Annotated in this window: 16 protein-coding genes; 10 read left to right on the top strand and 6 right to left on the bottom strand. The window is 63.3% G+C overall.

Features of this window, described 5'->3' with window-relative positions; all coding sequences use genetic code 11:
* Positions 1–61: 61 nt before the first annotated feature.
* The 5 genes from ACKAMS_RS13375 (at position 62) to ACKAMS_RS13355 (ending at position 5,567) form a co-directional block, all read left to right on the top strand.
* Positions 62–733: a class F sortase gene (locus tag ACKAMS_RS13375; RefSeq protein ID WP_211916819.1), complete on the top strand. Its 672-nt coding sequence runs from the start codon at positions 62–64 to the stop codon at positions 731–733.
* Positions 734–765: 32 nt separating this feature from the next.
* Positions 766–1,635 carry a diaminopimelate epimerase gene (dapF, locus tag ACKAMS_RS13370; RefSeq protein ID WP_031331591.1) on the top strand — a complete coding sequence of 290 codons (870 nt, stop codon included), beginning with the start codon at positions 766–768 and terminating at the stop codon, positions 1,633–1,635.
* A gap of 75 nt (positions 1,636–1,710) precedes the next feature.
* Positions 1,711–3,186: a GTPase HflX gene (gene hflX, locus ACKAMS_RS13365; RefSeq protein ID WP_003942213.1), complete on the top strand. Its 1,476-nt coding sequence runs from the start codon at positions 1,711–1,713 to the stop codon at positions 3,184–3,186.
* Entirely contained in the window at positions 3,179–4,186 is a 1,008-nt protein-coding gene (locus tag ACKAMS_RS13360; protein ID WP_211916817.1) for a hypothetical protein, read from the top strand. Before hflX ends, ACKAMS_RS13360 begins: the two co-directional genes overlap by 8 nt.
* 55 nt (positions 4,187–4,241) lie before the next feature.
* The gene (locus ACKAMS_RS13355; protein ID WP_249346233.1) at positions 4,242–5,567 is read left to right on the top strand and encodes an esterase family protein; all 1,326 of its coding nucleotides are present in this window, start codon (positions 4,242–4,244) and stop codon (positions 5,565–5,567) included.
* A 39-nt stretch (positions 5,568–5,606) separates the two neighbouring features.
* On the opposite strand, the gene ACKAMS_RS13350 is transcribed toward ACKAMS_RS13355, so the two are convergent.
* The 4 genes from ACKAMS_RS13350 to ACKAMS_RS13335 all read right to left on the bottom strand — a co-directional run bounded on the left by ACKAMS_RS13350 (position 5,607) and on the right by ACKAMS_RS13335 (position 9,809).
* Positions 5,607–5,864, bottom strand: coding sequence for an HPr family phosphocarrier protein (locus tag ACKAMS_RS13350; RefSeq protein ID WP_003942144.1), 258 nt, complete (start codon positions 5,862–5,864; stop codon positions 5,607–5,609).
* Between the two features lie 97 nt (positions 5,865–5,961).
* Entirely contained in the window at positions 5,962–8,031 is a 2,070-nt protein-coding gene (locus ACKAMS_RS13345; RefSeq protein ID WP_020969479.1) for a fructose-specific PTS transporter subunit EIIC, read from the bottom strand.
* An 18-nt stretch (positions 8,032–8,049) separates the two neighbouring features.
* On the bottom strand, positions 8,050–9,045 hold the full coding sequence (locus tag ACKAMS_RS13340) for a 1-phosphofructokinase family hexose kinase (protein ID WP_020969480.1): 996 nt from the start codon (positions 9,043–9,045) through the stop codon (positions 8,050–8,052).
* Positions 9,042–9,809, bottom strand: coding sequence for a DeoR/GlpR family DNA-binding transcription regulator (locus ACKAMS_RS13335; RefSeq protein WP_020969481.1), 768 nt, complete (start codon positions 9,807–9,809; stop codon positions 9,042–9,044). Before ACKAMS_RS13335 ends, ACKAMS_RS13340 begins: the two co-directional genes overlap by 4 nt.
* A gap of 191 nt (positions 9,810–10,000) precedes the next feature.
* Here ACKAMS_RS13335 and ACKAMS_RS13330 point away from each other — a divergent pair, with 191 nt between their 5' ends.
* From ACKAMS_RS13330 to ACKAMS_RS13320, 3 genes are all read left to right on the top strand, one after another.
* On the top strand, positions 10,001–11,674 hold the full coding sequence (locus ACKAMS_RS13330) for a putative PEP-binding protein (RefSeq protein ID WP_211916813.1): 1,674 nt from the start codon (positions 10,001–10,003) through the stop codon (positions 11,672–11,674).
* 75 nt (positions 11,675–11,749) lie between these two features.
* Positions 11,750–13,030: a uracil-xanthine permease family protein gene (locus ACKAMS_RS13325; protein WP_020907537.1), complete on the top strand. Its 1,281-nt coding sequence runs from the start codon at positions 11,750–11,752 to the stop codon at positions 13,028–13,030.
* A gap of 185 nt (positions 13,031–13,215) precedes the next feature.
* Positions 13,216–14,358, top strand: coding sequence for an acyl-CoA dehydrogenase family protein (locus tag ACKAMS_RS13320; protein ID WP_019748214.1), 1,143 nt, complete (start codon positions 13,216–13,218; stop codon positions 14,356–14,358).
* Positions 14,359–14,450: 92 nt separating this feature from the next.
* Here the strand turns inward: ACKAMS_RS13320 and lexA are convergent, their stop codons facing one another.
* Entirely contained in the window at positions 14,451–15,179 is a 729-nt protein-coding gene (gene lexA, locus ACKAMS_RS13315) for a transcriptional repressor LexA (RefSeq protein ID WP_020723648.1), read from the bottom strand.
* Positions 15,180–15,465: 286 nt separating this feature from the next.
* On the opposite strand from lexA, the gene ACKAMS_RS13310 reads away from it, so the two are divergent.
* Both ACKAMS_RS13310 and nrdR read left to right on the top strand, forming a co-directional pair.
* Positions 15,466–16,206 (top strand): LysM peptidoglycan-binding domain-containing protein, encoded by a 741-nt coding sequence (locus ACKAMS_RS13310; protein WP_408989118.1) that lies wholly within the window; start codon positions 15,466–15,468, stop codon positions 16,204–16,206.
* A 195-nt stretch (positions 16,207–16,401) separates the two neighbouring features.
* Positions 16,402–16,899, top strand: coding sequence for a transcriptional regulator NrdR (gene nrdR, locus ACKAMS_RS13305; protein ID WP_211916811.1), 498 nt, complete (start codon positions 16,402–16,404; stop codon positions 16,897–16,899).
* A gap of 286 nt (positions 16,900–17,185) precedes the next feature.
* On the opposite strand, the gene hrpA is transcribed toward nrdR, so the two are convergent.
* Positions 17,186–21,091: an ATP-dependent RNA helicase HrpA gene (hrpA, locus tag ACKAMS_RS13300; protein WP_211916809.1), complete on the bottom strand. Its 3,906-nt coding sequence runs from the start codon at positions 21,089–21,091 to the stop codon at positions 17,186–17,188.
* Positions 21,092–21,134: the final 43 nt, after the last annotated feature.

Raw genomic sequence — 21,134 nt, 5'->3', positions numbered from 1 at the left:
TTACAGTTAGCTCTTTCGCGATCCATTCGTTTCGCGATCGACGGACTGGAGGACAACGAACATGGCGCAGACCGGGACACACGCGCGACCGAGAGGCCGACGCGCGGGTCGGCTGCCGCTTCTCCTACTGCTCGTCACATTTCTCGCGGTCGGCGGGGTGCTCGTCTATTTTGCGGTGAGTGCGGCCGGGAAGCCCATCAGCGCACCTGTTCCCGAAGCACCCTTCGACGTGGGAGCTCCAACCGATCCAGGGGCGAGTTGGGCGCCTGCGCCAACGGATCTGCCGCCGAACATGCTTGCGATTCCCGATCTGGATGTGCGAGCCGACATCGTGACCAGTGGGTTCGGCGCCAACCGCGGAATGATCCTTCCGCATCCTGACAAGGTTTCGCATTTCACCAACGGCGTGCAGTTCGGATCTTCGGAGGGCACCAATCTTGTTGCCGGCCATGTCGACGACGGTGATCGCACGCACGGCGCCTTGTGGGCGCTGCACCAGATGAAGCCCGGAACACCGATCTACGTGAGCGACGACACCGGAACGATGTTCACCTATCACGCAGCGAGCCTGAAGCTGTACGAAAAGGTGGCTTTGCCGGCCGAGTTCTTTTCCGAAACGGGTGCGCCCAGGCTGGTCCTCGTGACCTGCGGCGGCGCAACCGTGCCCGACCCCTCGTTGCCGTCCGGATTCACGTACGAACAGAACGTCGTGGTCACCGCGTCACCTGCGTGAGTCGGTCGGTAGGTCCGGATAGGATGGCGACCATGGATTTCAGTAAGGGCCACGGCACGCAGAACGACTTCGTTGTTCTCCCTGACCTCGACGTTCGGGTCGATCTCGAGCCGGCGCGAGTTTCAGCGTTGTGTGATCGTCAGCGTGGCCTCGGCGCCGACGGCATCCTTCGTGTCGCCCGGGCAGGCGCACTTGCGGACGCGGGCGTGCTCGGTGCGCTGCCCGACGGCGTCGCTGCCGAAGACTGGTTCATGGACTACCGCAACAGCGACGGCTCCATCGCGGAGATGTGCGGAAACGGAGTTCGCGTATTCGCCCACTATCTCAAGGCCTCGGGCTTGGAGAGCAAGGACGAGTTCGTGGTCGGCAGTCGTGCCGGAGCGCGTCCGGTCGTGGTGCACGGCTACGACGCCACACATGGTGACGTGACCGTGGCGATGGGCCCGATCAAGGACCTCGGCACCAGTTCGGCAACAATCGACGGCCGCGTCTTCGCCGGCGTCGGCATCGACGTCGGTAATCCGCATTTGGCGTGTGTCGACGAGCACGTGACGGCAGAAGTTTTGAGTGCGCTCGATTTGAGTGTTTCTCCGGGCTTCGATCCGGGGTTCTTCCCGCACGGGGTCAACATCGAGATCGTGACGCCGATCCACGACGGTGGGGTTCACATGCGCGTACACGAGCGTGGCGTGGGCGAGACTCGTTCCTGCGGAACCGGAACGGTCGCAGCTGCGGCCGCGGCGCTGAAGTTCGACGGCCGCGACGAAGGCTCGGTGCTGGTGCGCGTGCTCGGCGGCGAAGTGCAGGTCACCGTCGAAGGCGGCGAAGGGTCGTTGCGGGGGCCCTCGGTTCTGGTGGCGAACGGGACGATCAGCGATGCCTGGTGGCAATCGCTCGTGTGATATCGCCCGCGGGAAATACGCCTGCAGGAAATACGGATGCACCGTGGCCAGGTTTCGTGGGACCATGGATCTTGTATGACGAACACACATGAAAACGAAGAGTCCACCGCTCACGAGCAGTCCGAGTACGCGCAAGCCGAATACACGGCAGCGTCCGCATCGGGCAACCCGTCGACCGGTGAGATGCAACTCGCAGATCGCGGCGCCCTGCGCCGCGTGGCCGGTCTGTCGACCGAGCTCGAGGACGTCACCGAAGTCGAGTACCGCCAGCTTCGACTCGAAAGAGTTGTCCTGGTCGGCGTCTGGACGCAGGGAACTGCCGAGCAGGCCGAGGCGAGCATGACCGAGCTGGCCGCACTGGCCGAGACGGCCGGCTCCGAGGTCCTCGAAGGACTGGTTCAGCGCCGCGACAAACCCGACGCTGCCACCTACATCGGTTCCGGCAAGGCTCAGGAACTGCGCGAAGTAGTCCTGGCGACCGGCGCCGACACCGTCGTCTGCGACGGTGAGCTGACGCCGGCGCAGCTCACGGCGCTGGAGAAGATCGTCAAGGTCAAGGTCATCGACCGGACGGCTCTGATTCTCGACATCTTTGCTCAGCACGCCACGTCTCGTGAGGGTAAAGCCCAGGTGGCTTTCGCTCAGATGGAGTACATGCTCCCGCGTCTGCGTGGTTGGGGCGAGTCGATGTCGCGCCAGGCCGGTGGCCGTGCCGGCAGTAACGGAGGTGTGGGCCTGCGTGGTCCCGGTGAGACGAAAATCGAGACGGACCGTCGCCGTATTCGTGAGCGCATGGCAAAACTGCGCCGCGAGATCAAGGGCATGAAGGCCGCTCGCGACACCAAGCGGACCCGTCGACTGCAGAGTGACATCCCGTCGATCGCCATCGTCGGATACACCAACGCGGGCAAATCGAGTCTGCTCAATTCGCTCACCGGATCCGGTGTGCTCGTGGAGAACGCGTTGTTCGCCACCTTGGACCCGACAACTCGCCGCGCCGCACTCGACGACGGCCGCGAGTACGTACTCACCGACACGGTCGGCTTCGTGCGACACCTTCCGACTCAGTTGGTCGAGGCATTCCGCTCGACTCTCGAGGAAGTGACCGACGCGGATCTGCTTCTGCACGTCGTCGACGGTTCGGATCCGTTGCCGACAGAACAGATCAAGGCTGTGCGGGAAGTCGTCACCGATGTTCTGCGCGAGACGGATTCGAAGGCTCCGCCGGAGTTGATCGTGGTCAACAAGATCGACGCGGCAGATCCGGTTACCTTGACGCAACTACGTGGTCTGCTGCCTGGTGCCGTGTTCGTCTCGGCGCGGACCGGTGAAGGAATCGCTGAACTACGAGCACATCTCAGCGAGGTGCTGGTTCGGCCGGAAGTCGAGGTCGACGTGCTGGTGCCGTACACGCGCGGTGATCTGATGGCTCGAATCCACTCGGACGGAACGATTTTGGAATCGACTCACGAAGAGGCGGGAACGCGGGTGCACGCACGCGTGCCACAGATGTTGGCCTCGGCATTGGTGGAGTACGCACCTAGTGCGTAGTTTCGGGGTCGTGGTCGCGGTGCTTGCTGCGACTACGGCAACCGCACTGCTTCCCGGAGCGCTCGCACAGGCGTCGTCGTTCGAGCCGAGCGAGTTCGCCCCACTCTGTACACCTACCGATCCTGCGCTCCAGGAGATGTCGGGGATGGTCGTCGTCGACGATCGGATCTACGCGATGGGTGACGGCGGCAGTGACGACTTCGTATTCGAAATGGACTTGAACTGTGTTGTCCAGAAACAGATTCCGGTTCCGATCGATCCATACGACGTCGAAGATCTTGCGGTGAGTGGTCGAACGCTCGTTCTGTCGGATACCGGCGACAACCTCCGAACCCGCGACACGGTGGCGTTCATCACGATGGACCTCGATTCCGGTGACGGTACGTTGCACCGCCTCACGTACCCGGACGGCGCGCACGACACCGAATCGATTCTGCTCGACCCTGACGGCCATGTGTTTGTCGTGACCAAGGAATTGTTCGGCTCCAGCAGTGTCTACACACCCGTCGGGGATCAGAAACTGAGTGACTTGGCGCAACCCGGCCCGACGCCGCTCGAGCGCGTCGGAGCCGTATCTCTCGGACCGGAGAAGCCCGTGTCGGTGATGTTCACCGGGGGAGCGGTGTCGTCGGACGGCTCGGCGATCGCACTTCGGAGTTACTCCGACCTGTACCTGTACGAAGTCGTGGACGGCGGAATCGGCGCGACGCTCACCGATACCGAACCCCTGCGGATCCCGCTCCCGACGGAGCCTCAGGGCGAGGCCGTGGCATTCAACGACGCGGGCGATGTTCTGATCGGATCGGAATCTGCCGGCGGAGCTTTGCCGCCGGTTCACGTGATGCGCGCGCTCGTGGAAGCGACCGAATCGACGGCTGACTCGTCTGCCGGTTCGGTCGGCGTCGGGGTCGATCCATGGACATTCGTGTGGGCCGGATTGGTCGCGGCAGGATGCGCGCTCGGAGGTGTGGCGTTCGTGAGATCTCGACGACGCCGCTGATTCCCACCAATTCCACGAATTCGCAGACTGCCGGTAGATGTGGATACTGGAACGAATGCACGGGCATCAACTCCTGACGCGGCTCTCGCGTATGTCACTCGAGCACGGACACATCACCGCAGCGCTGCTCGTTGGTTCCGTCGGCGTCGGCGTCGGCGCGCTGCTTTTGCTTCGTTGGTTGCCGCGTCGGGCCGTGCTTGTCGCACTGGGCTTGTCAGTGGTCGGGTCCGCCGGCGGCGCGATGTTCGTGTGGCTCAGTTATCGACCGTTGCCCGCGCAGCTACCTGTGTCGAGTTTTGTGTGGATAGCGTTGGCGATATTCGGAGTCATCGGCGCGGCGCTTGTTCTCCTCCGGCGTCCAGGACTGGCCCGCGGCCTTTCGGTGACGGTGTTGGCCGGTCTGGCCGCGATCGTCGCGGTGGGTCAGGTCAATGCCCAGACCGGCACTTACCCCACGCTCGGATCACTGGTCGGGCACTGGCCGGTCGGCTCGGTCGAGCACGTTGCTTTCGATTCGCTCCCCGGGGCCGAACCTTGGCTACAACGGGGACTTCCCACCGAAACTCATTGGGAGGTTCCGGTGCGGATGCCGAGCAACGGCGTCGTGACGGAAGCGTCGATTCCGGGAAACATCTCGGGTTTCGACGCGAGGCCGGCGACGTTGTATCTCCCGCCTGCCTATCTTGCCGATCCGCGTGCCGAGTTGCCCGTACTGGTGTTGGTGGCGGGTGAGCCCGGCAGCCCCAGTGACTGGCTGGACAGTGGCCGTCTCGCGACCACAGTCGACGCCTATGCGTCGAGGCATTCCGGGCTTGCTCCCGTCGTGGTGGTGCCCGACGCGTTGGGGGACTACGACGCCAACCCCGGCTGCATGGATTCTGCGCTCGGCAACGTCGCGACGTATCTGGACCAGGACGTCCCGAACTGGATCGAATCGAACCTTCAAGTGAATCCGGACGCTGCGCAATGGGCTATCGGTGGGTTCTCCTACGGCGGGACGTGCGCGATCGAGATGGCCGTGAACTTCCCGGACCGATACCCGTCGTTCCTGGACTTCTCCGGGCAGGACGAACCGTCGACCGGTGATCACGAGGACACCGTGGCGGCCATGTTCGACGGTGACGAAAGCGCGTTCGACGCGGTCAACGCCCGAGACCTGATGGCGCAGAATCGGTATCCGCAGTTGTCTGGTGTATTTGTCGCGGGTGAAGACGACGACATCTACCGCCCTCAGCAGGAGATCATGTTCGAGGCTGCGCGCGCCGCCGACATGAACGTGGACTACTACACCCTTCCCGGCGGGCACTCGGGTGATGTGTGGGGCACTGCTCTGGAACTCGAAATGGACTGGCTGGGCCGGACACTCGCACTGACTCCGTGAGAGTGTCCGGCCCGCTACACAGCACCGACTGACATCAGGTCAGGCGTCGAGATCAGCGGCTACCAGTTCGGCGACCTTGGCGAGTGCGTCGGCGTCGTCGGACTCGATGGTGACTTCGGTGTCCTTGGCGGCTCCGAGCGTCATGATCATCAGTGCCGAACCTGCATCCACCGGTTCGCCGTCGGCGACTGCGAGGGTGACCGTGGCGCCGGAGGCTCCGACTGCTTCGGCGATGAGAGCGGCGGGGCGGGCGTGGAGGCCGACTGCGGAACCGACGGCAACTGTCTTGCTGGGCATGGGATCTCCTCGTTGTGAATCTATCGGTGCGGACGTTGTGGGGTCTTTGGGCGGATTTGGTGACAACAGTGGTGACTGCAGCGTTGCTTGCTGTCGATCATGCCGCAGCGGGCACGATTTCGGGGTCGAGTTCGGCATCGGACGGCCCCTTGCGGAAGAACTCCTTGGCTCCGACGACGGCGAGCGCAGCTACCACGGTTCCCGCGGCGAGCGAGACCAGGAACCAGCCGATTCCGCCGACTGCGAAGAAGACGAAGATCCCGCCGTGCGGGGCGCTGAGAGTGACGTCGAAAGCCATGATCAGCGCACCGGTGACGGCACCGCCCGCCATCATCGAGGGGATCACGCGAAGCGGGTCGGCAGCGGCGAACGGAATCGCGCCCTCGGAGATGAATGCCGAGCCCAGCAACCAGGCAGCCTTTCCGTTCTCACGTTCGGCTTCGCTGAAGAGCTTGGGACGCAGCACCGTCGAGGCAAGTGCCATGGCCAGCGGCGGAACCATACCGGCAGCCATGACTGCCGCCATGATGCGCAAAGTGGCCGGGTCGTTGACGTTGAGTCCGGCTACAGCGAAGGCGTAAGCCGCCTTGTTGACCGGTCCGCCGAGGTCGAAGCACATCATCAGGCCGAGAATGATGCCGAGGAAGATGGCCGAGCTGCCGGACAGTCCGTTGAGCCAGTCGGTGAGACCGGAGGTGATCGCGGCGAGCGGACGACCGAGGACGATGAACATCAGTGCTCCGACAACCAGCGTCGCGAACAGCGGAATGATCACCACCGGCATCAGGCCCCGCAGCCACTGCGGGACGGCGATCCGGCCGATGTAGAGCGCGACGACACCGGCGATGAGACCACCGACCAGGCCGCCGATGAATCCGGCACCGACAAACACGGCGACCGCGCCGGCTGTGAAGCCGGGAGCGATGCCAGGCCGGTCGGCGATAGCGAAGGCGATGTAGCCGGCCAACGCGGGCACCAGGAAGCTGAATGCCAACGAACCGATCTGGAACAGCACTGCGCCGAGATAGGTGGCCAGACCACCGTCGGGAAGGTTGGTGATCGAGTTGTTGAGAACGATGTCCTTGGCAGGACCGGAGATCTCGTATCCGCCGAGCAGGAAGCCGAGTGCGATCAGCAGACCGCCGGCCGCGACGAACGGGATCATGTAGCTGACACCGGTCAGGAGGACCTGACGGAGGTGGGTGCCGAACCCTACGGAACCGGCATCGGAATCCGCAGCCGCGGCGGCGGTGCCGTCCACGGTGGCGGCGGCGGGATTCTCGGAGGCGCGCAACGCTTCTGCAAGCATCTTGTCCGGCTCGTTGATCGCCCGCTTCACACCGGAAGCGACAACGGGTTTGCCGGCGAACCGGTCGCGGCCCTTCACTCCGACGTCGGTGGCGAAGATAACCGCGGCGGCTCCGGCGATGACCGAAGGGTCAAGCGGGGTGCTTCCGCTCGAGCCCTGCGTTTCGACGTGAACCTTGACCCCGGCGCGTTCACCCGCGGCGACGAGCGAGTCCGCAGCCATGTAGGTATGAGCGATTCCGGTCGGGCACGCGGTGACCGCGACGATGTGACGCTCCGCGGGCGTTGGAGCCGGGGCCTCCTCGGTGGCGTGTTTCCCGGTGGAAACAGGAGGAGTGGGTGTGGCTGCCGCAGCCTTTGCTGGAGCATCCTTCGGCGCGGGATTGAGTACCTCGTCGACCAGTCTCACGATCTCGTTCGGCGTCGACGCCTCACGAAGCGACGTGACAAACGCGGGTCGGACGAGCGCTCGGGCCAAGGACGAGAGCAGCTTCATGTGCTCGGCTCCGGCGCCTTCGGGTGCCGCGATCAGGAACACCAGATCGGCGGGGCCGTCGGGTGCACCGAAATCGACCTTCGGATCCAGTCGAGCAAATCCCAGGGACGCGGACGAGACGGCCTCGGCGCGGCAGTGGGGAATGGCGATTCCGCCCGGCAGTCCGGTCGCGGACTGCGCTTCGCGAGCGAGTGCGGCATCGACCAGCCCCGCGGCGTCGCTCGCTCGTCCCGCTGCAGTCAGTCGCGCTGCGAGAGAACGAATGACATCTTCCTTGGTCGTACCCAGGTCGGTGTCGAGTGAGATCAGTTCGGGACTGATGATCTCGGGGCCGGAACCGCCGGCTGCGTTGGTATCGGACATGTCAGGTTCCTTAGGGCGTCAGGCGAGTTCGGTGGGGACGGGGATGGGAGAGGAGGCATCGGCTGCAGATACCGAAACCGCTGCCAGATCGATCTGTTCGGGCGTGGGAAGAGTTGTGCCGGGAAGGGAGGCAGCGGCGCTTCCGTAGGCGACCGCGTGACGTAACCGCTCGGATTCCGAGCCGCCTCCCGCTTCGGCGAGGATGTAGCCGGCCAGCGAAGAATCGCCTGCGCCGACGGTACTGACTGCGACAATCGGGGGAGCGGTGGCGATCCACGCGCCGTCGGCGGTGACGAGGACAGCACCTGCTGCGCCGAGCGTGGCGAGCACACTGCCGACGCCGCGGTCGACCAATCGCTGCGCCGCCGTGATTGCAGGCCCGGGATCACCGTTCTCGGCAGCACGTTCGAGGACGTGGCCGTCGACGCCGGTCAGTTGTGCGAGTTCCTCGCCGTTCGGTTTGAGCAGGTCGGGTGCCGCGCCGGGGAACGCTCCGGCGAGTGCCGTCAGCGGGGCGTCCGAGGTGTCGACCGCCACCTTGCACGGGTGATCGCGCAGCGCCGCGACGAGTTCGCCGTACCACCCGAGCGGAACGCCGGGGGGCAGTGAGCCGGACAGCGCGAACCACAGTGCGGTATCGGCGCGGACAATCAACTCCTGTGCCAGGGCGTCGAGCGTCGAACCGGACAGCGTTGCGCCGGGTTCGTTGATCTTCGTCGTTGTCCCGTCCGGTTCCGCAATGGTGATGTTGGTGCGAGCCAGACCCGTTGTGGCGACACCGATGTGGGGAATCCCACCGGCTGCCAGCGCCGAGAGCAGAGGGTCACCACCGTTTCCCGGCAGTACCGCGAGAACGTCGAGGTCGGCTGCGGCGAGAACACGCGCGACGTTGACCCCCTTGCCGCCGGGGTCGCTGCGAGTGGAGTGGGCGCGTAGGACGGAGCCTCGTTCGAGCCGTTGCTCGAGTTGCACGGTCCGATCGATACTCGGGTTGGCTGTCAGTGTGACGATCATGCGATCACCACCTCGATTCCGTGGTCGTGGAACTCGGATGTGTCTGTGGGACTGATCTCTTCGTCGGTGATGAGGACGTCGATGCTGTCGAGCGGGGCGAAGCTGATCAAGTGCTCGCGGCCGACTTTGGTGGAATCGGCCACCACCACAACGTGATTGGCGGCTTTGACCATTGCTCGTTTGACGGCGGCCTCTTCGCTGTCCGGAGTGGAGAGTCCGTGCCCGACGCTGATCGCGTTCGTTCCGATGAAGGCGACGTCGACTCGCAACGTGCTCAGCAGGCGTAGGGCGTCCTCGCCGACCACGGCTTGAGTCACCCCGCGTACTCGACCGCCGAGCAGTATCAGGGAAATCGAGTTCATCGATGCCAGGCGTGCGCCGATCGGGACGGAATTGGTGACGGCTGTGAAGTCGTTCTCGGTCGGCAGTTCGGGGATCATGCGGCCCGTGGTCGTGCCCGCGTCGAAGATCACGCTGCCGCCGGTGGGAGGGAGGTAGGTGACCGCGCAGCGGGCGATCCGGTCCTTCTGTTGCGCGCGGGTCTGATCGCGTTCCGCCATGCCCGGTTCGGTGACGTGGAGGGATCCGGTGGGAACGGCGCCGCCGTGTACACGCCTGATCTGTCCGATCCGCTCGAGGAAGGCCAGATCGCGACGCACGGTCTCGGTGGTCACACCGAAGGTCTCCGACAGAGCCGCCACGGACATGCGTCCGCGCTGCGACACCATGGTGCCGATCGCTTGTTGGCGTTCTTCCGCGTACACGTGCTCTCCGATTCCGAAGTGTGATCCGACGGTGCGTTGTGGATCACAGTGAATGTTGCTTTATGTTGTTTTACGCCCGAGTGTGTTGACATGTCAAGACTTGGGAGTAATCTTCGTCACAACGAAGGTGAGGGCTTTACGCGCTCGAGGTGATCCGGTGTGACACCGGGCCCATCGCTCAAGGAGGACAGATGACCGAACAGCTCAACCGAATCACCGTGCACGGCACCCCCGTGGTGCCTGGAATCGCCTACGGACCGGCGATCTGGCCGTCCAGCCGACCAGAACTCGTCACCGATGCGCCGGCACTCGACGAGGCCGATCGAGAGGCCGCCGTAGACGCCTTCGTCGGAGCGGCGAAGGCTGTCGAGAACCGCCTTCTCGGACGGGCCGCCGAAGCTACCGGCGCGGCCGCGGAGGTCTTGCAGGCCAACGCGGCGATGGCAGCTGATCGTGGCTGGATCGGGGCGGCCAAGAAGTCGATCGCCGGCGGAGTGCCCCCGGTGCAGGCTGCGATCGCGGCGACGGAGCAGTTCGTGGTGCTGTTCACCAAGGTCGGCGGTTTGATGGCCGAGCGCGTCACCGACCTCGAGGACATCCGCGATCGCGTGATCGCCGAACTCTCCGGATTACCCGAACCTGGAGTTCCCATGCCAGACACACCGTCGGTGCTGTGCGCGGACGATCTGGCTCCTGCAGACACCGCGGGCCTCGATGCAACCAAGATCATCGGACTCGTGACCATTTACGGCGGCCCGACCAGCCATACGGCAATCATCGCGAGGCAGTTGGGCATCCCGTGCATCGTCGCCGCGAAGGAATTGGAATCCATCTCGGCAGGAATACCGATTCTGATCGACGGAACAACCGGCGACGTGATCGCGGAGCCGGATCCCGGGCACGCGCGTGAACTGGTCGAACAATCCCGGATCGATCGCGAACGCGTCAGCACCTGGACCGGACCGGGCCAGACGGCGGACGGCCGGCCGGTAGACGTTCTCGCCAATGTTCAAGACGGCGCGGGCGCTCGCGCCGCGGCGTCGACTGCTGCGGGGGGCATCGGGCTCTTCCGGACCGAACTCTGCTTCCTCGGCCGTGAGACCGAACCGACCGTAGACGAGCAGGCGGCGATCTACGCCGAGGTTCTCGAGACCTTCGCAGGAAAGAAGGTCATCATTCGCACGTTGGACGCGGGTTCGGACAAGCCGCTCAAATTCGCCAACCATCAAGAGGAAGCGAATCCGGCACTCGGCGTTCGTGGGGTCCGAATCGCCTGGCAGGACATGGGAATTCTAAACCGCCAGCTCGACGCGATCGCGGCAGCCGCGGCGTCGACCAACTCGTCGCCGTGGGTGATGGCACCGATGATCGCCACCCCGGCCGAGGCGAAACGTTTTGCCGATGCGGTGCGGGCACGCGATCTTGTTCCCGGTGTGATGGTGGAGATCCCGGCGGCGGCGCTGTTGGCCGACCAGATTCTCGAACACGTCGAATTCCTCTCGATCGGTACCAACGACCTCGCTCAGTACACGATGGCCGCTGATCGGATGTCCTCCGAACTCGCCGACCTGACCGATCCGTGGCAGCCCGCGGTGCTCGCCCTTGTCGCACGTACGGCCCAGGCCGGTCAGGCGGCAGGCAAGCGCGTCGGCGTCTGCGGTGAGGCGGCCGCCGATCCACTGTTGGCGTGTGTTCTGGCCGGACTCGGAGTTTCCTCGCTGTCGTGCGCTGCGGCGTCGGTCGCGGGTGTGGGAGCGAAGGTCGGGTCAGTCACCATGGCGCAATGTGAGGCGGCTGCGGCGGCGGTGCTGGCAACCGGTGATCCGGTGGCAGCGCGCAAAGCGGCGGCCGACGCAATCAGCTGAACTGGTTTCGTTGGTCTCGGTCGGAGACCGAGCGCCTGACCTCTAGTATTTCGACCTGTGATCGAACGAGAAACAATGACCGGGGCCGGCGGAATCGGCTGGACTGTCCACGGAGACGGCAAGCGGATCGCCGACGGAGCCGTCGTGGCGCCGGACGAACGACTGAGTTGGCCGCGCACCATCGGAATCGGGATGCAACACGTCATCGCGATGTTCGGAGCGACACTGCTCGTTCCGACCATCACCGGCTTCCCCGTCACGACGACGCTGCTGTTCTCGGGTATCGGCACCGCGCTGTTCCTGCTCATCACCCGGGGCCGGATCCCGAGCTATCTCGGTTCGTCCTTCGCGTTCATCGCCCCGCTGACAGCGTCGGCAGGATCGGGCCCGGCCGCGCAACTCGGTGCCGTCATGGCCGTCGGCATCGTGTTGATGTTGATCGGCGTCGCCGTACGTCTGATCGGCAGCCGGGTCATCGACGCCGTCATGCCGCCGGTGGTGACGGGCGCTGTCGTCGCGCTGATCGGTCTCAACCTCGCTCCGACGGCGGTCGGCTCCTTCGAATCGCAGCCGCTGATCGCCACGGTGACGCTCGTTTCGATCCTGCTGGTCACGGTCGTCGGTCCCGGGTTGCTCGGCCGGCTGGGCATTCTGGTCGGCGTCGTGATCGGCTGGGTTTTCGCCGCGGTCATCGGCGGACTCGACAGTGAACGAGTGTCCGCTCTGCGCGAAGCGGACTGGTTCGGGCTGCCGAGTCTGCACGGACCGTCGTTCGACTGGTCGGTGATCGTGCTCGCGCTCCCCGTGGTGATCGTTCTGGTCGCCGAAAACGTCGGACATGTCAAAGCGGTGTCCGCCATGACTGGTAAGTCCCTCGACGATCTGGCCGGCAATGCACTGTTTGCCGACGGTCTCGCCACTACCTTGGCGGGCGCCGGTGGCGGATCCGGAACCACCACGTATGCCGAGAACATCGGTGTCATGGCAGCGACGCGTGTGTACTCGACCGCCGCGTACTGGGTAGCCGCCGCTACCGCTGTGATCCTGGCATTTTCGCCCAAATTCGGCGCACTGGTCTTCACGGTTCCGAACGGCGTCATCGGCGGCGCAACGATGGTTCTCTACGGCCTCATCGGCATTCTCGGTGTGCGCATCTGGATGGAAGCGAAGGTCGACTTCACCGATCCGGTCAACCTCACGGTCGCCGCGGCAGCGTTGGTCGCCGGCATCGGGAACTTGACGCTGACCATCGGTTCGGTCGAGTTGGGCGGCATCGCCTGGGGATCGATCGGCATCCTCGTCGCGTACCCGATCATGCGGTATCTCGCCAAATTCCGTACTTCAAGTAACAGATAACCGCTACAGTCACGAATCGTGATCGTTCGGGTCATCGACGGGTATCGCAACAGGTTCTACCGTCGGAGGCAGTGACGTGGGCCCGCGCACTTCGGCGTGCCCAGTCTCAGCGAATACACCCCAGCGGGTATATCCCCAGCGGGTACATCACTGAAGTGCCATATATCGAATTGCAAGGAGTCGGCGTGGAGCGCACCCTGTTCGAACCGGAACATGAACTCTTCCGGGAGTCGTACCAGAAGTTCTTGGCACAGCACGTGGCACCGAACCACGAGAAGTGGGAAGAGCAGAACATCGTCGATCGTGACGTCTGGGTCGAGGCCGGAAAGCAGGGCTTCCTGGGAACTGCGGTCCCTGAGGAATTCGGCGGCGGCGGTGTCAAGGATTTCCGCTACAACGCGATCATCACCGAGGAAACCACCAAGGGTGGGTTCAGCGGTATCGGCTTCACGCTGCACAACGACGTCGTGGCACCGTACCTCCTGGAGTTGAGCAACGAGGAGCAGAAGCAGCGTTGGCTACCCGGATTCGCGTCGGGTGAGCTGATCTCGGCGATCGCGATGACCGAACCGGGTACCGGTAGCGACTTGCAGGGCATCAAGACGAAAGCGGTTCGCGACGGGGACCACTGGGTCCTCAACGGTTCGAAGACCTTCATCACCAACGGAATCAACGCCGACATCATCATCGTTGTCGCGTGCACCGACCCGGACAAGGGTGCTCAGGGCTTCAGCCTCCTCGTGGTCGAGCGGGACATGCCTGGCTTCGAGCGTGGACGCAACCTCGACAAGATCGGCATGAAGGCTCAGGACACTGCCGAACTCAGCTTCACCGACGTACGCGTTCCCGCTGCCAACCTGCTGGGCGAAGAGGGAATGGGATTCTTCTACTTGATGAAGAACCTTCCCCAGGAACGACTCTCGATCGCCGTCGTTGCCGCTGCCGCAATGGAATCGGTTCTCGAGAGCACGATCCAGTACTGCCGCGACCGCAAGGCATTCGGCAAGTCGATCGGCAGCTTCCAGAACACCCGATTCGTACTGGCCGAATTGGCAACGGAGACCACGGCAGTGCGCATCCTGGTGGACAAGTTCATCGAGCAGCTCAATGCCGAGAAGCTGACCGTGCAGGAAGCTGCGATGGCGAAGTGGTGGACCACCGAAGCCCAGGTCAAGCTCATCGACCGCTGCCTCCAGCTGCACGGAGGCTACGGCTACATGAAGGAATACCCGGTTGCAAAGGCGTACATGGACTCTCGTGTGCAGACCATCTACGGTGGCACAACCGAGATCATGAAGGAGATCATCGGACGTTCGCTGAATCTCTGATTCGGGTGATGGACCGCTGATCGTCACGAAAAGACTCTGGGCCCCGGCTGATGCCGGGGCCCAGAGTCTTGTGATCGAGGGTGCGAGCGAACTCAGATCTTCCGCATGACGGTGACAACCTTGCCCAGGATGACGGCGTTGTTGCCGGGAATCGGCTCGAAGAGTTCGTTGTGCGGCATCAGCCACACCTCCTTCTTCGTACGCTTGAACGTCTTCACGGTGGCTTCGCCGTCGATCATGGCGGCCACGATGTCACCGTTCTCCGCGACGTTCTGCTGACGGACGACAACCCAGTCGCCATCGCAGATCGCTGCATCGATCATCGACTCGCCGACAACCTTGAGCATGAAGAGCGAACCCTGGCCGACGAGTTCGCGGGGGAGTGGGAACACGTCCTCTACCGCTTCCTCGGCAAGGATCGGTCCGCCGGCAGCGATGCGACCCAGGATGGGGACGAACGCCGGCTCCGGTAGCGGGTCGGCACTGTTGTACTCGCCGGAATGCTTTGACACCGACGCGATGGCGGTATCGGCCGCAACCTCGTCGAGACCTCGAACATCGACTGCGCGAGGGCGATTGGGATCGCGTCGAAGGAAGCCCTTGCGCTCCAACGTTCGCAGTTGATGTGCGACCGACGACGTGGAGGTGAGCCCCACCGCATCACCGATCTCGCGAATGCTCGGCGGATACCCGCGCTCCGTCACCGAATCGCGGATGACTTCGAGAACGCGCCGCTGACGCTCGGTGAGCGTCTCGCTCGACGGAGACGGAACTGCAGAAGCTCCTGCCTCCGCGGCTGTGCTGGAGCGATCGTCCTTCATGGCCTGTTGCCTCCGTGTCTGAAGAAGTCGTGTCTGAAGAAGTCGTGTCTGTAAAGGCTGTGTCTGAAAAAGCTGTGTCTGAAAAAGCGCCTGGTGCAAATCGCGCAGAAACCTGTCGGTGCCTCCTGCCAACATTCGAGCTGTCGACAAACACGGAGGCTTTCGCAATTCCCGCTGTGTGGTCTGACACGAATCTAGCCGGATTTGCTCGCGGTTTCAAACATCTGTTCGATTCGTGTCGCTTGAAGTAGAGACATTGTCGGCCAAGCGTGGTAGAAATTCGAACATGCGTTCCATCGAACGCATGATCGAACACATCGATCGGTGTCGACCAGCGGAGGTCACGATGGGTAACGCAGCACTGAGAAGCAACAGGGTTTTCGACGACGCGATTGGTGACGACGCGATTGGTGATGACGCGATTGGTTTCGACGGCACGTCGGCGTTGAAGTACCACCCCTCGTTCTATGGGCCCGATGGTGGATCCGACGCTGACGGTGTGTCGTTCGAACGGCGCGGCACGGCCGAAATGCGGGGCGTGGCCAGGTATGTCGACAACGAACCGCAGGCGGCCGTCGTTCGTCGTGTTCCGGCGGTTGGCGCGGTTTCAGGTTCGCGTGCATTGCGTGAATCTCCTCGCCGGTGGGACGGCGAGCACGATTCGTCACGCCCGTACGGAGGAAGTTTCGCGCACCGAAACAGAGTCGGTGTCTCACGGGTCGAACATGAAGTGGCTGCCGAGGACGTCAGTTGGAAGACAGTGTTCCTTGGCGCCGTATTCACTGCACTGGCAGTGTTGGCGTTGGTGGGGATCGGCGCTTTGTCGAGTGGTGATGTCGCTGCGACAAACGGTGCGACCGAAGTGGTTCGTGTTGCTGCGGGTGAATCCCTCAGTGATATTGCTGCCAAGGTTGCGCCTGGCCAGGCTGTCGGCTCGGTGATCGAGCAGATCATGGATCTCAATGCGATGTCGAGTTCCGGACTGTCCGTTGGGCAAACGCTGATCGTGCCGGCCTCGGGCCGCTGATCGTACCCCGTGCCAGGCGGGGGCGTACCGAGCGTGAGAGCAGTCGGTTCACAGCGAGTAAGCTGTCCACTTGACAGTCCCACCACCTCGGGTGGTCGCGTTGAGTACGTGGATCTGCTCTGTAAATCGTCGGAGGATTTGCAGTCGGTAGCGAATCTGAGTTGCGGCCATTTCGGCGACAACGAAGGAACCCCGATGCATTGCCCGTTCTGCCGGCACCCTGATTCCCGAGTGGTCGATTCGCGCGAGGCCGACGAGGGCCAGGCGATCAGGCGGCGCCGTTCGTGCCCCGAGTGTGGCCGCCGATTCACCACGGTTGAGACGGCAGTTCTCTCGGTTGTGAAGCGCAGCGGCGTGACGGAGCCGTTCAGCCGAGAAAAGGTGGTCAAAGGAGTGCGTCGCGCATGCCAGGGCCGCCAAGTGGACAACGATTCGCTGAATTTGCTGGCCCAACAGGTCGAAGATGCCGTACGTGCTTCGGGTTCTGCCGAAATTCCCAGCAACGAGGTAGGGCTCGCGATTCTCGATCCGCTTCGAAATCTCGACGAGGTTGCATACCTGCGATTCGCATCGGTGTACAAGTCCTTCAGTTCTGCCGCGGATTTCGAACGTGAGATCACCGACATGCGCGAACATGTCGAGACCCGTGCTGCCGACAAGGCTTCCGGCGCCGAGACCGTTTCCGTCGACTGAGGCCTTTGCCTTAGATAACGCTGAGAGCACAAAGCGGCCGTAGGTAACGCTGAGAACACAAAGCGAACAATCGAACAAATCGGGCAAGTTATTCGCTTAGTGTCGACCAAGTACGTTCGTCCGCATCTCGGATCTTCACGGAGGCGTTATGAACTTAGTTGCAGTTCTCGGAGTCGTGAACAGCCTGGTAACCCTCGGGTTCGCCAATACTGTTGCCACCTTTGGTGGTTTCCTCACCAACGTCAACATTCAGACAATCTACTGATCGCGCAATTCTCGTCGAACGTCAACGCTTGATCGCTTCGATAGCTTTCAGGACTCGCTTTTCGGAAATCGGTGTGGGTGTACCGAGGGACTGCGCAAACAGGCTCACGCGCAGTTCTTCGATCATCCAGCTGATCGAGTCGACATCTCGAGCAGTGCGACGCTCTTCGGGAAGTGAACTCAACAACCGGTCGTACGCTGCGTACACCCGGTCGAGGACGTCCATCGCCTGCTGATCTCGTTGTGCACTTGCGGGTAGAGCTTCGAGACGGAATTTTGCTGCGGCAAGATACCGCGGCAAATCGCGTAGGCGGGCCGAGCCCAATTCGGCGACAAATCCCGGAAACAGCAGTGAGGTCAACTGTTCTCGGACGTCGTCTGCTGCTTCGCCGCGGGAGCGGTCCAGAACGACGCTCAGTTGGTGTGCTTGTTCGAGGATCGGAACAATCATGCGCAGGATCGCGGAGACGCGTCCGGCCAGTTCGGAGCGTGCGATCTTCACCAGGGCGTCGAACGCCTCAGGCGTGCGTACCGGTCCGCCGTGGGCAGCTATCACTTCGTTGGCAGCTGCCACCCGGCAATCTTCGACGAGGGCCTCCAAGCCGCCGTCCGGATTCTGGCCGAGAGCAAGACGCTGAGTGTTCGACAAGCCGGCGGTCACGGCCTTGAGTTGGGTGGGAACGGCCGCGAGAAGAAGCGCCCGAGTGCCTTCCCGCATCGCCTGCGCCTGCGCAGCCGGCGTACTCAGGACACGAACGGCAACTCCGCCGTTTTCCGGCACCAGTGCTGGGTAGCCGGTTACCTGCTGTCCGCCGATGGAGCGAGTGATGGTCGGTTCCAGTGCGCCGAGCGTTTCGGATGTCCAGACGGTTGCCGCTGCCCGTTCCGTACCGGTTGCCGCCTTGGCCACTTCCTTCTGTACGCGCGGGGCGAGCGTGCGTCGTAGCTGCGCCAGATCCTTACCCTTCGCGAGAACCGTGCCCGATTCGTCCTCGACGACAAATGTCATCCGAAGATGGTCGGGCAGCGCGGCGGGATCGAAGTCCTTGGCGTCGATCTGGATCCCGCCCAAGTGCGAGAGTTCGCGGGCCATTGCGGTCATCAACGGCTCGGATCGAGGTTTGACTGCTGCCAATGCTGCGGCGGCGTAGTCGGGTGCGGGCACGACGGCGCGTCGGATGTTCTTGGGCAACGTCTTGATCAGAGCAGTAACCAGATCGACGCGCAGACCGGGGACCAACCAGTCGAAGCCGACCGGCTGAAGTTGCGCAAGCAGGCCGACCGGGATGTGCGCGCTGACGCCGTCGTCGTCCTTTCCGGGCTCGAATTGGTAAGTGAGTGGAAACTGCATGTCGCCCTGGCGCCAGGCGTCCGGGTACTCGCCGCCCAGTACTGCAGCCGCGTCGGAGTTGACCACCGTTTCCGGCGTGAAAGTCAGCAGACTCGGATTCTTGCGCCGCTCAGTCTTCCACCACTGGTCGAAATGCTTGGCGGATACGGCTTCCTGGCCGATACGTTCTTCGTAGAACTCGTAGAGAGTTTCGTCGTCGACGAGGATGTCGCGGCGGCGCGCACGGTTCTCGAGTTCCTCGACGTTGTCGAGGAGTGCGCGGTTCTCGTGGAAGAACTTGTGGTTTGTCTGCCATTCGCCCTGCACGAGCGCATGGCGGATGAAGAGATCGCGAGAGGCCTCGGGATCGATTCGTGAGTACGTCACTGCGCGGCCCGTCACCAGGGGAACTCCGTAGAGAGTGACCCGCTCGTATGCCATCGCCGAGCCGCGCTTGGAGGACCAGTGCGGTTCGGAATAGGTGCGTTTCACCAGGTGAGGGGCGAGTTTTTCAGCCCACTCAGGTTCGATGCGCGCGGACATGCGCGCCCACAGCCTCGACGTTTCCACGAGTTCGGCGGCCATGACCCAGCGTGGTGGCTTCTTGAAAAGTCCCGATCCGGGGAAAATTGCGAAGTGGCTGCCCCTGGCGCCCAGGTAGTCCCGCTTCTCGCCCTCGCGTAGCCCGATGTGTGAGAGCAAACCGGCGAGGAGTGACTGATGGATCGCGTTCTCGCTTGCGGGTGTCTCACCCACCGTCCAGCCGAGGCCGCGGGTGATCTGCCGGAGTTGCCCGTGCAGATCCTGCCATTCGCGGATGCGGAGCCAGTGCAGGAACTCGTTCCGGCACATCTTGCGAAACTGGTTGGAGGACAGGTCGTTACGTTGTTCGCGTAAGTAGTCCCACAGTTTCAGGTATGCCAGGAAGTCGGAGTTCTCGACATTGAACCTGGCGTGCTTTTCGTCGGCGGCTTGCTGGAACTCGGCGGGCCGTTCGCGAACGTCCTGGATGGACAACGCCGCGACGATGACAAGGGTTTCGTGAAGGCAACCGTTGTTCTTGGCTTCCACCAGCATTCGTGCCATCCGCGGATCCACCGGAATCTGGGCCAGCTCGCGGCCGACCGGCGTCAGTTCGGGGTGGCTTGCCTCGGAACCTCGCGCGATGGCGCCGAGTTCTTCGAGCAGTCCGATTCCGTCCTTGACGGCGCGCTGGTCCGGCGGTTCGACAAAGGGGAAGGCGGCGATGTCGCCCAGACCGAGGGCCGTCATCTGCAAGATGACGGATGCGAGATTGGTCCGCAGGATCTCCGGCTCGGTGAACGCCGGCCGTGACTCGAAGTCCTCCTCGGAATACAGGCGGATGCAGATTCCTTCGGCGACGCGGCCGCAACGCCCGGAACGCTGACGAGCTGACGCCTGCGAAATGGGCTCGATCGGCAATCGTTGAACCTTGGTGCGCACCGAATATCGCGAAATGCGCGCGGTTCCCGGATCGACGACGTACCGAATGCCGGGAACGGTCAACGAGGTCTCGGCCACGTTGGTGGCAAGGACGACGCGTCGGCCGGTGTGCGGCGAGAACACTTTGTGTTGCTCGGCAGCAGACAGTCGCGCGTACAGCGGGACGATTTCGGTGTTGCGAAGACGCCGATCGCGTAAAGCGTCTGCGGTGTCGCGAATTTCGCGTTCGCCGGAGAGGAAGACCAAGATGTCGCCTTCGCCCTCCGCGCTCAGCTCGTCGACCGCCTCGCAGACCGCGTCGACGGGATCACGGTCGAAGGTGATGTCGCCGGACTCGACGGTCAGTGGCCGGTAACGCATTTCGACGGGGAATGTTCGACCGGATACCTCGACTATCGGCGCGGGCTTACCGTCGACAGCGAAGTGCTTGGCGAAGCGTTCGGGATCGATGGTCGCCGACGTGATGATGACCTTGAGATCGGGTCGGCGGGGGAGCAGCTGAGCCAGGTAACCGAGGATGAAGTCGATGTTGAGGCTGCGTTCGTGCGCTTCGTCGATGATCAGCGTGTCGTAGCGTCGGAGCATACGGTCGCGCTGAATTTCGGCGAGGAGAATGCCGTCGGTCATGAGCTTGACGTAGGTGCGGTCCGAGACCTGGTCGGTGAACCGCACGGTGTATCCGACGGCGTCGCCGAGTTCGGTGTCGAGTTCTTCGGCGATACGTTCGGCAACGGTGCGTGCTGCCAGTCGGCGAGGCTGTGTATGTCCGATCAGGCCGCGGACGCCACGTCCGAGTTCGAGACAGATCTTCGGGATCTGAGTTGTCTTACCCGAGCCGGTCTCGCCGGCGACGATGACAACCTGATTCTCCGAGATCGCGGTCGCGATGTCGTCCTTGCGCTGACTGACGGGCAGAGCTTCCGGATACGAGACTGCGGGAACATTGGCGGAGCGTGCCGCCAACCGTGCGCGCGCCGTTTCAATTTCCTCGGCCAGCGCCACCAAAGCGTCTGGTGTGCGGGCACGGTCGAGTTTGCGACGGAGTCGACTCTCGTCGCGGAGTGAGACCTGCGCCAGCGCGCTCTTCAGGTCACTCCGCTTGGGGGAGAGTGGGGCCGGTGGTGTTGTAGACATGCTGATGACAGCCTATCGAACGCGTTCACAACTACCGCTCGCA

The organism is Rhodococcus sp. 5A-K4, from assembly GCF_046097995.1.
In the GTDB taxonomy this organism is placed as follows: Bacteria; Actinomycetota; Actinomycetes; order Mycobacteriales; family Mycobacteriaceae; genus Rhodococcus_F; species Rhodococcus_F erythropolis.
This window is presented reverse-complemented; position numbering and strand designations above follow the sequence as displayed.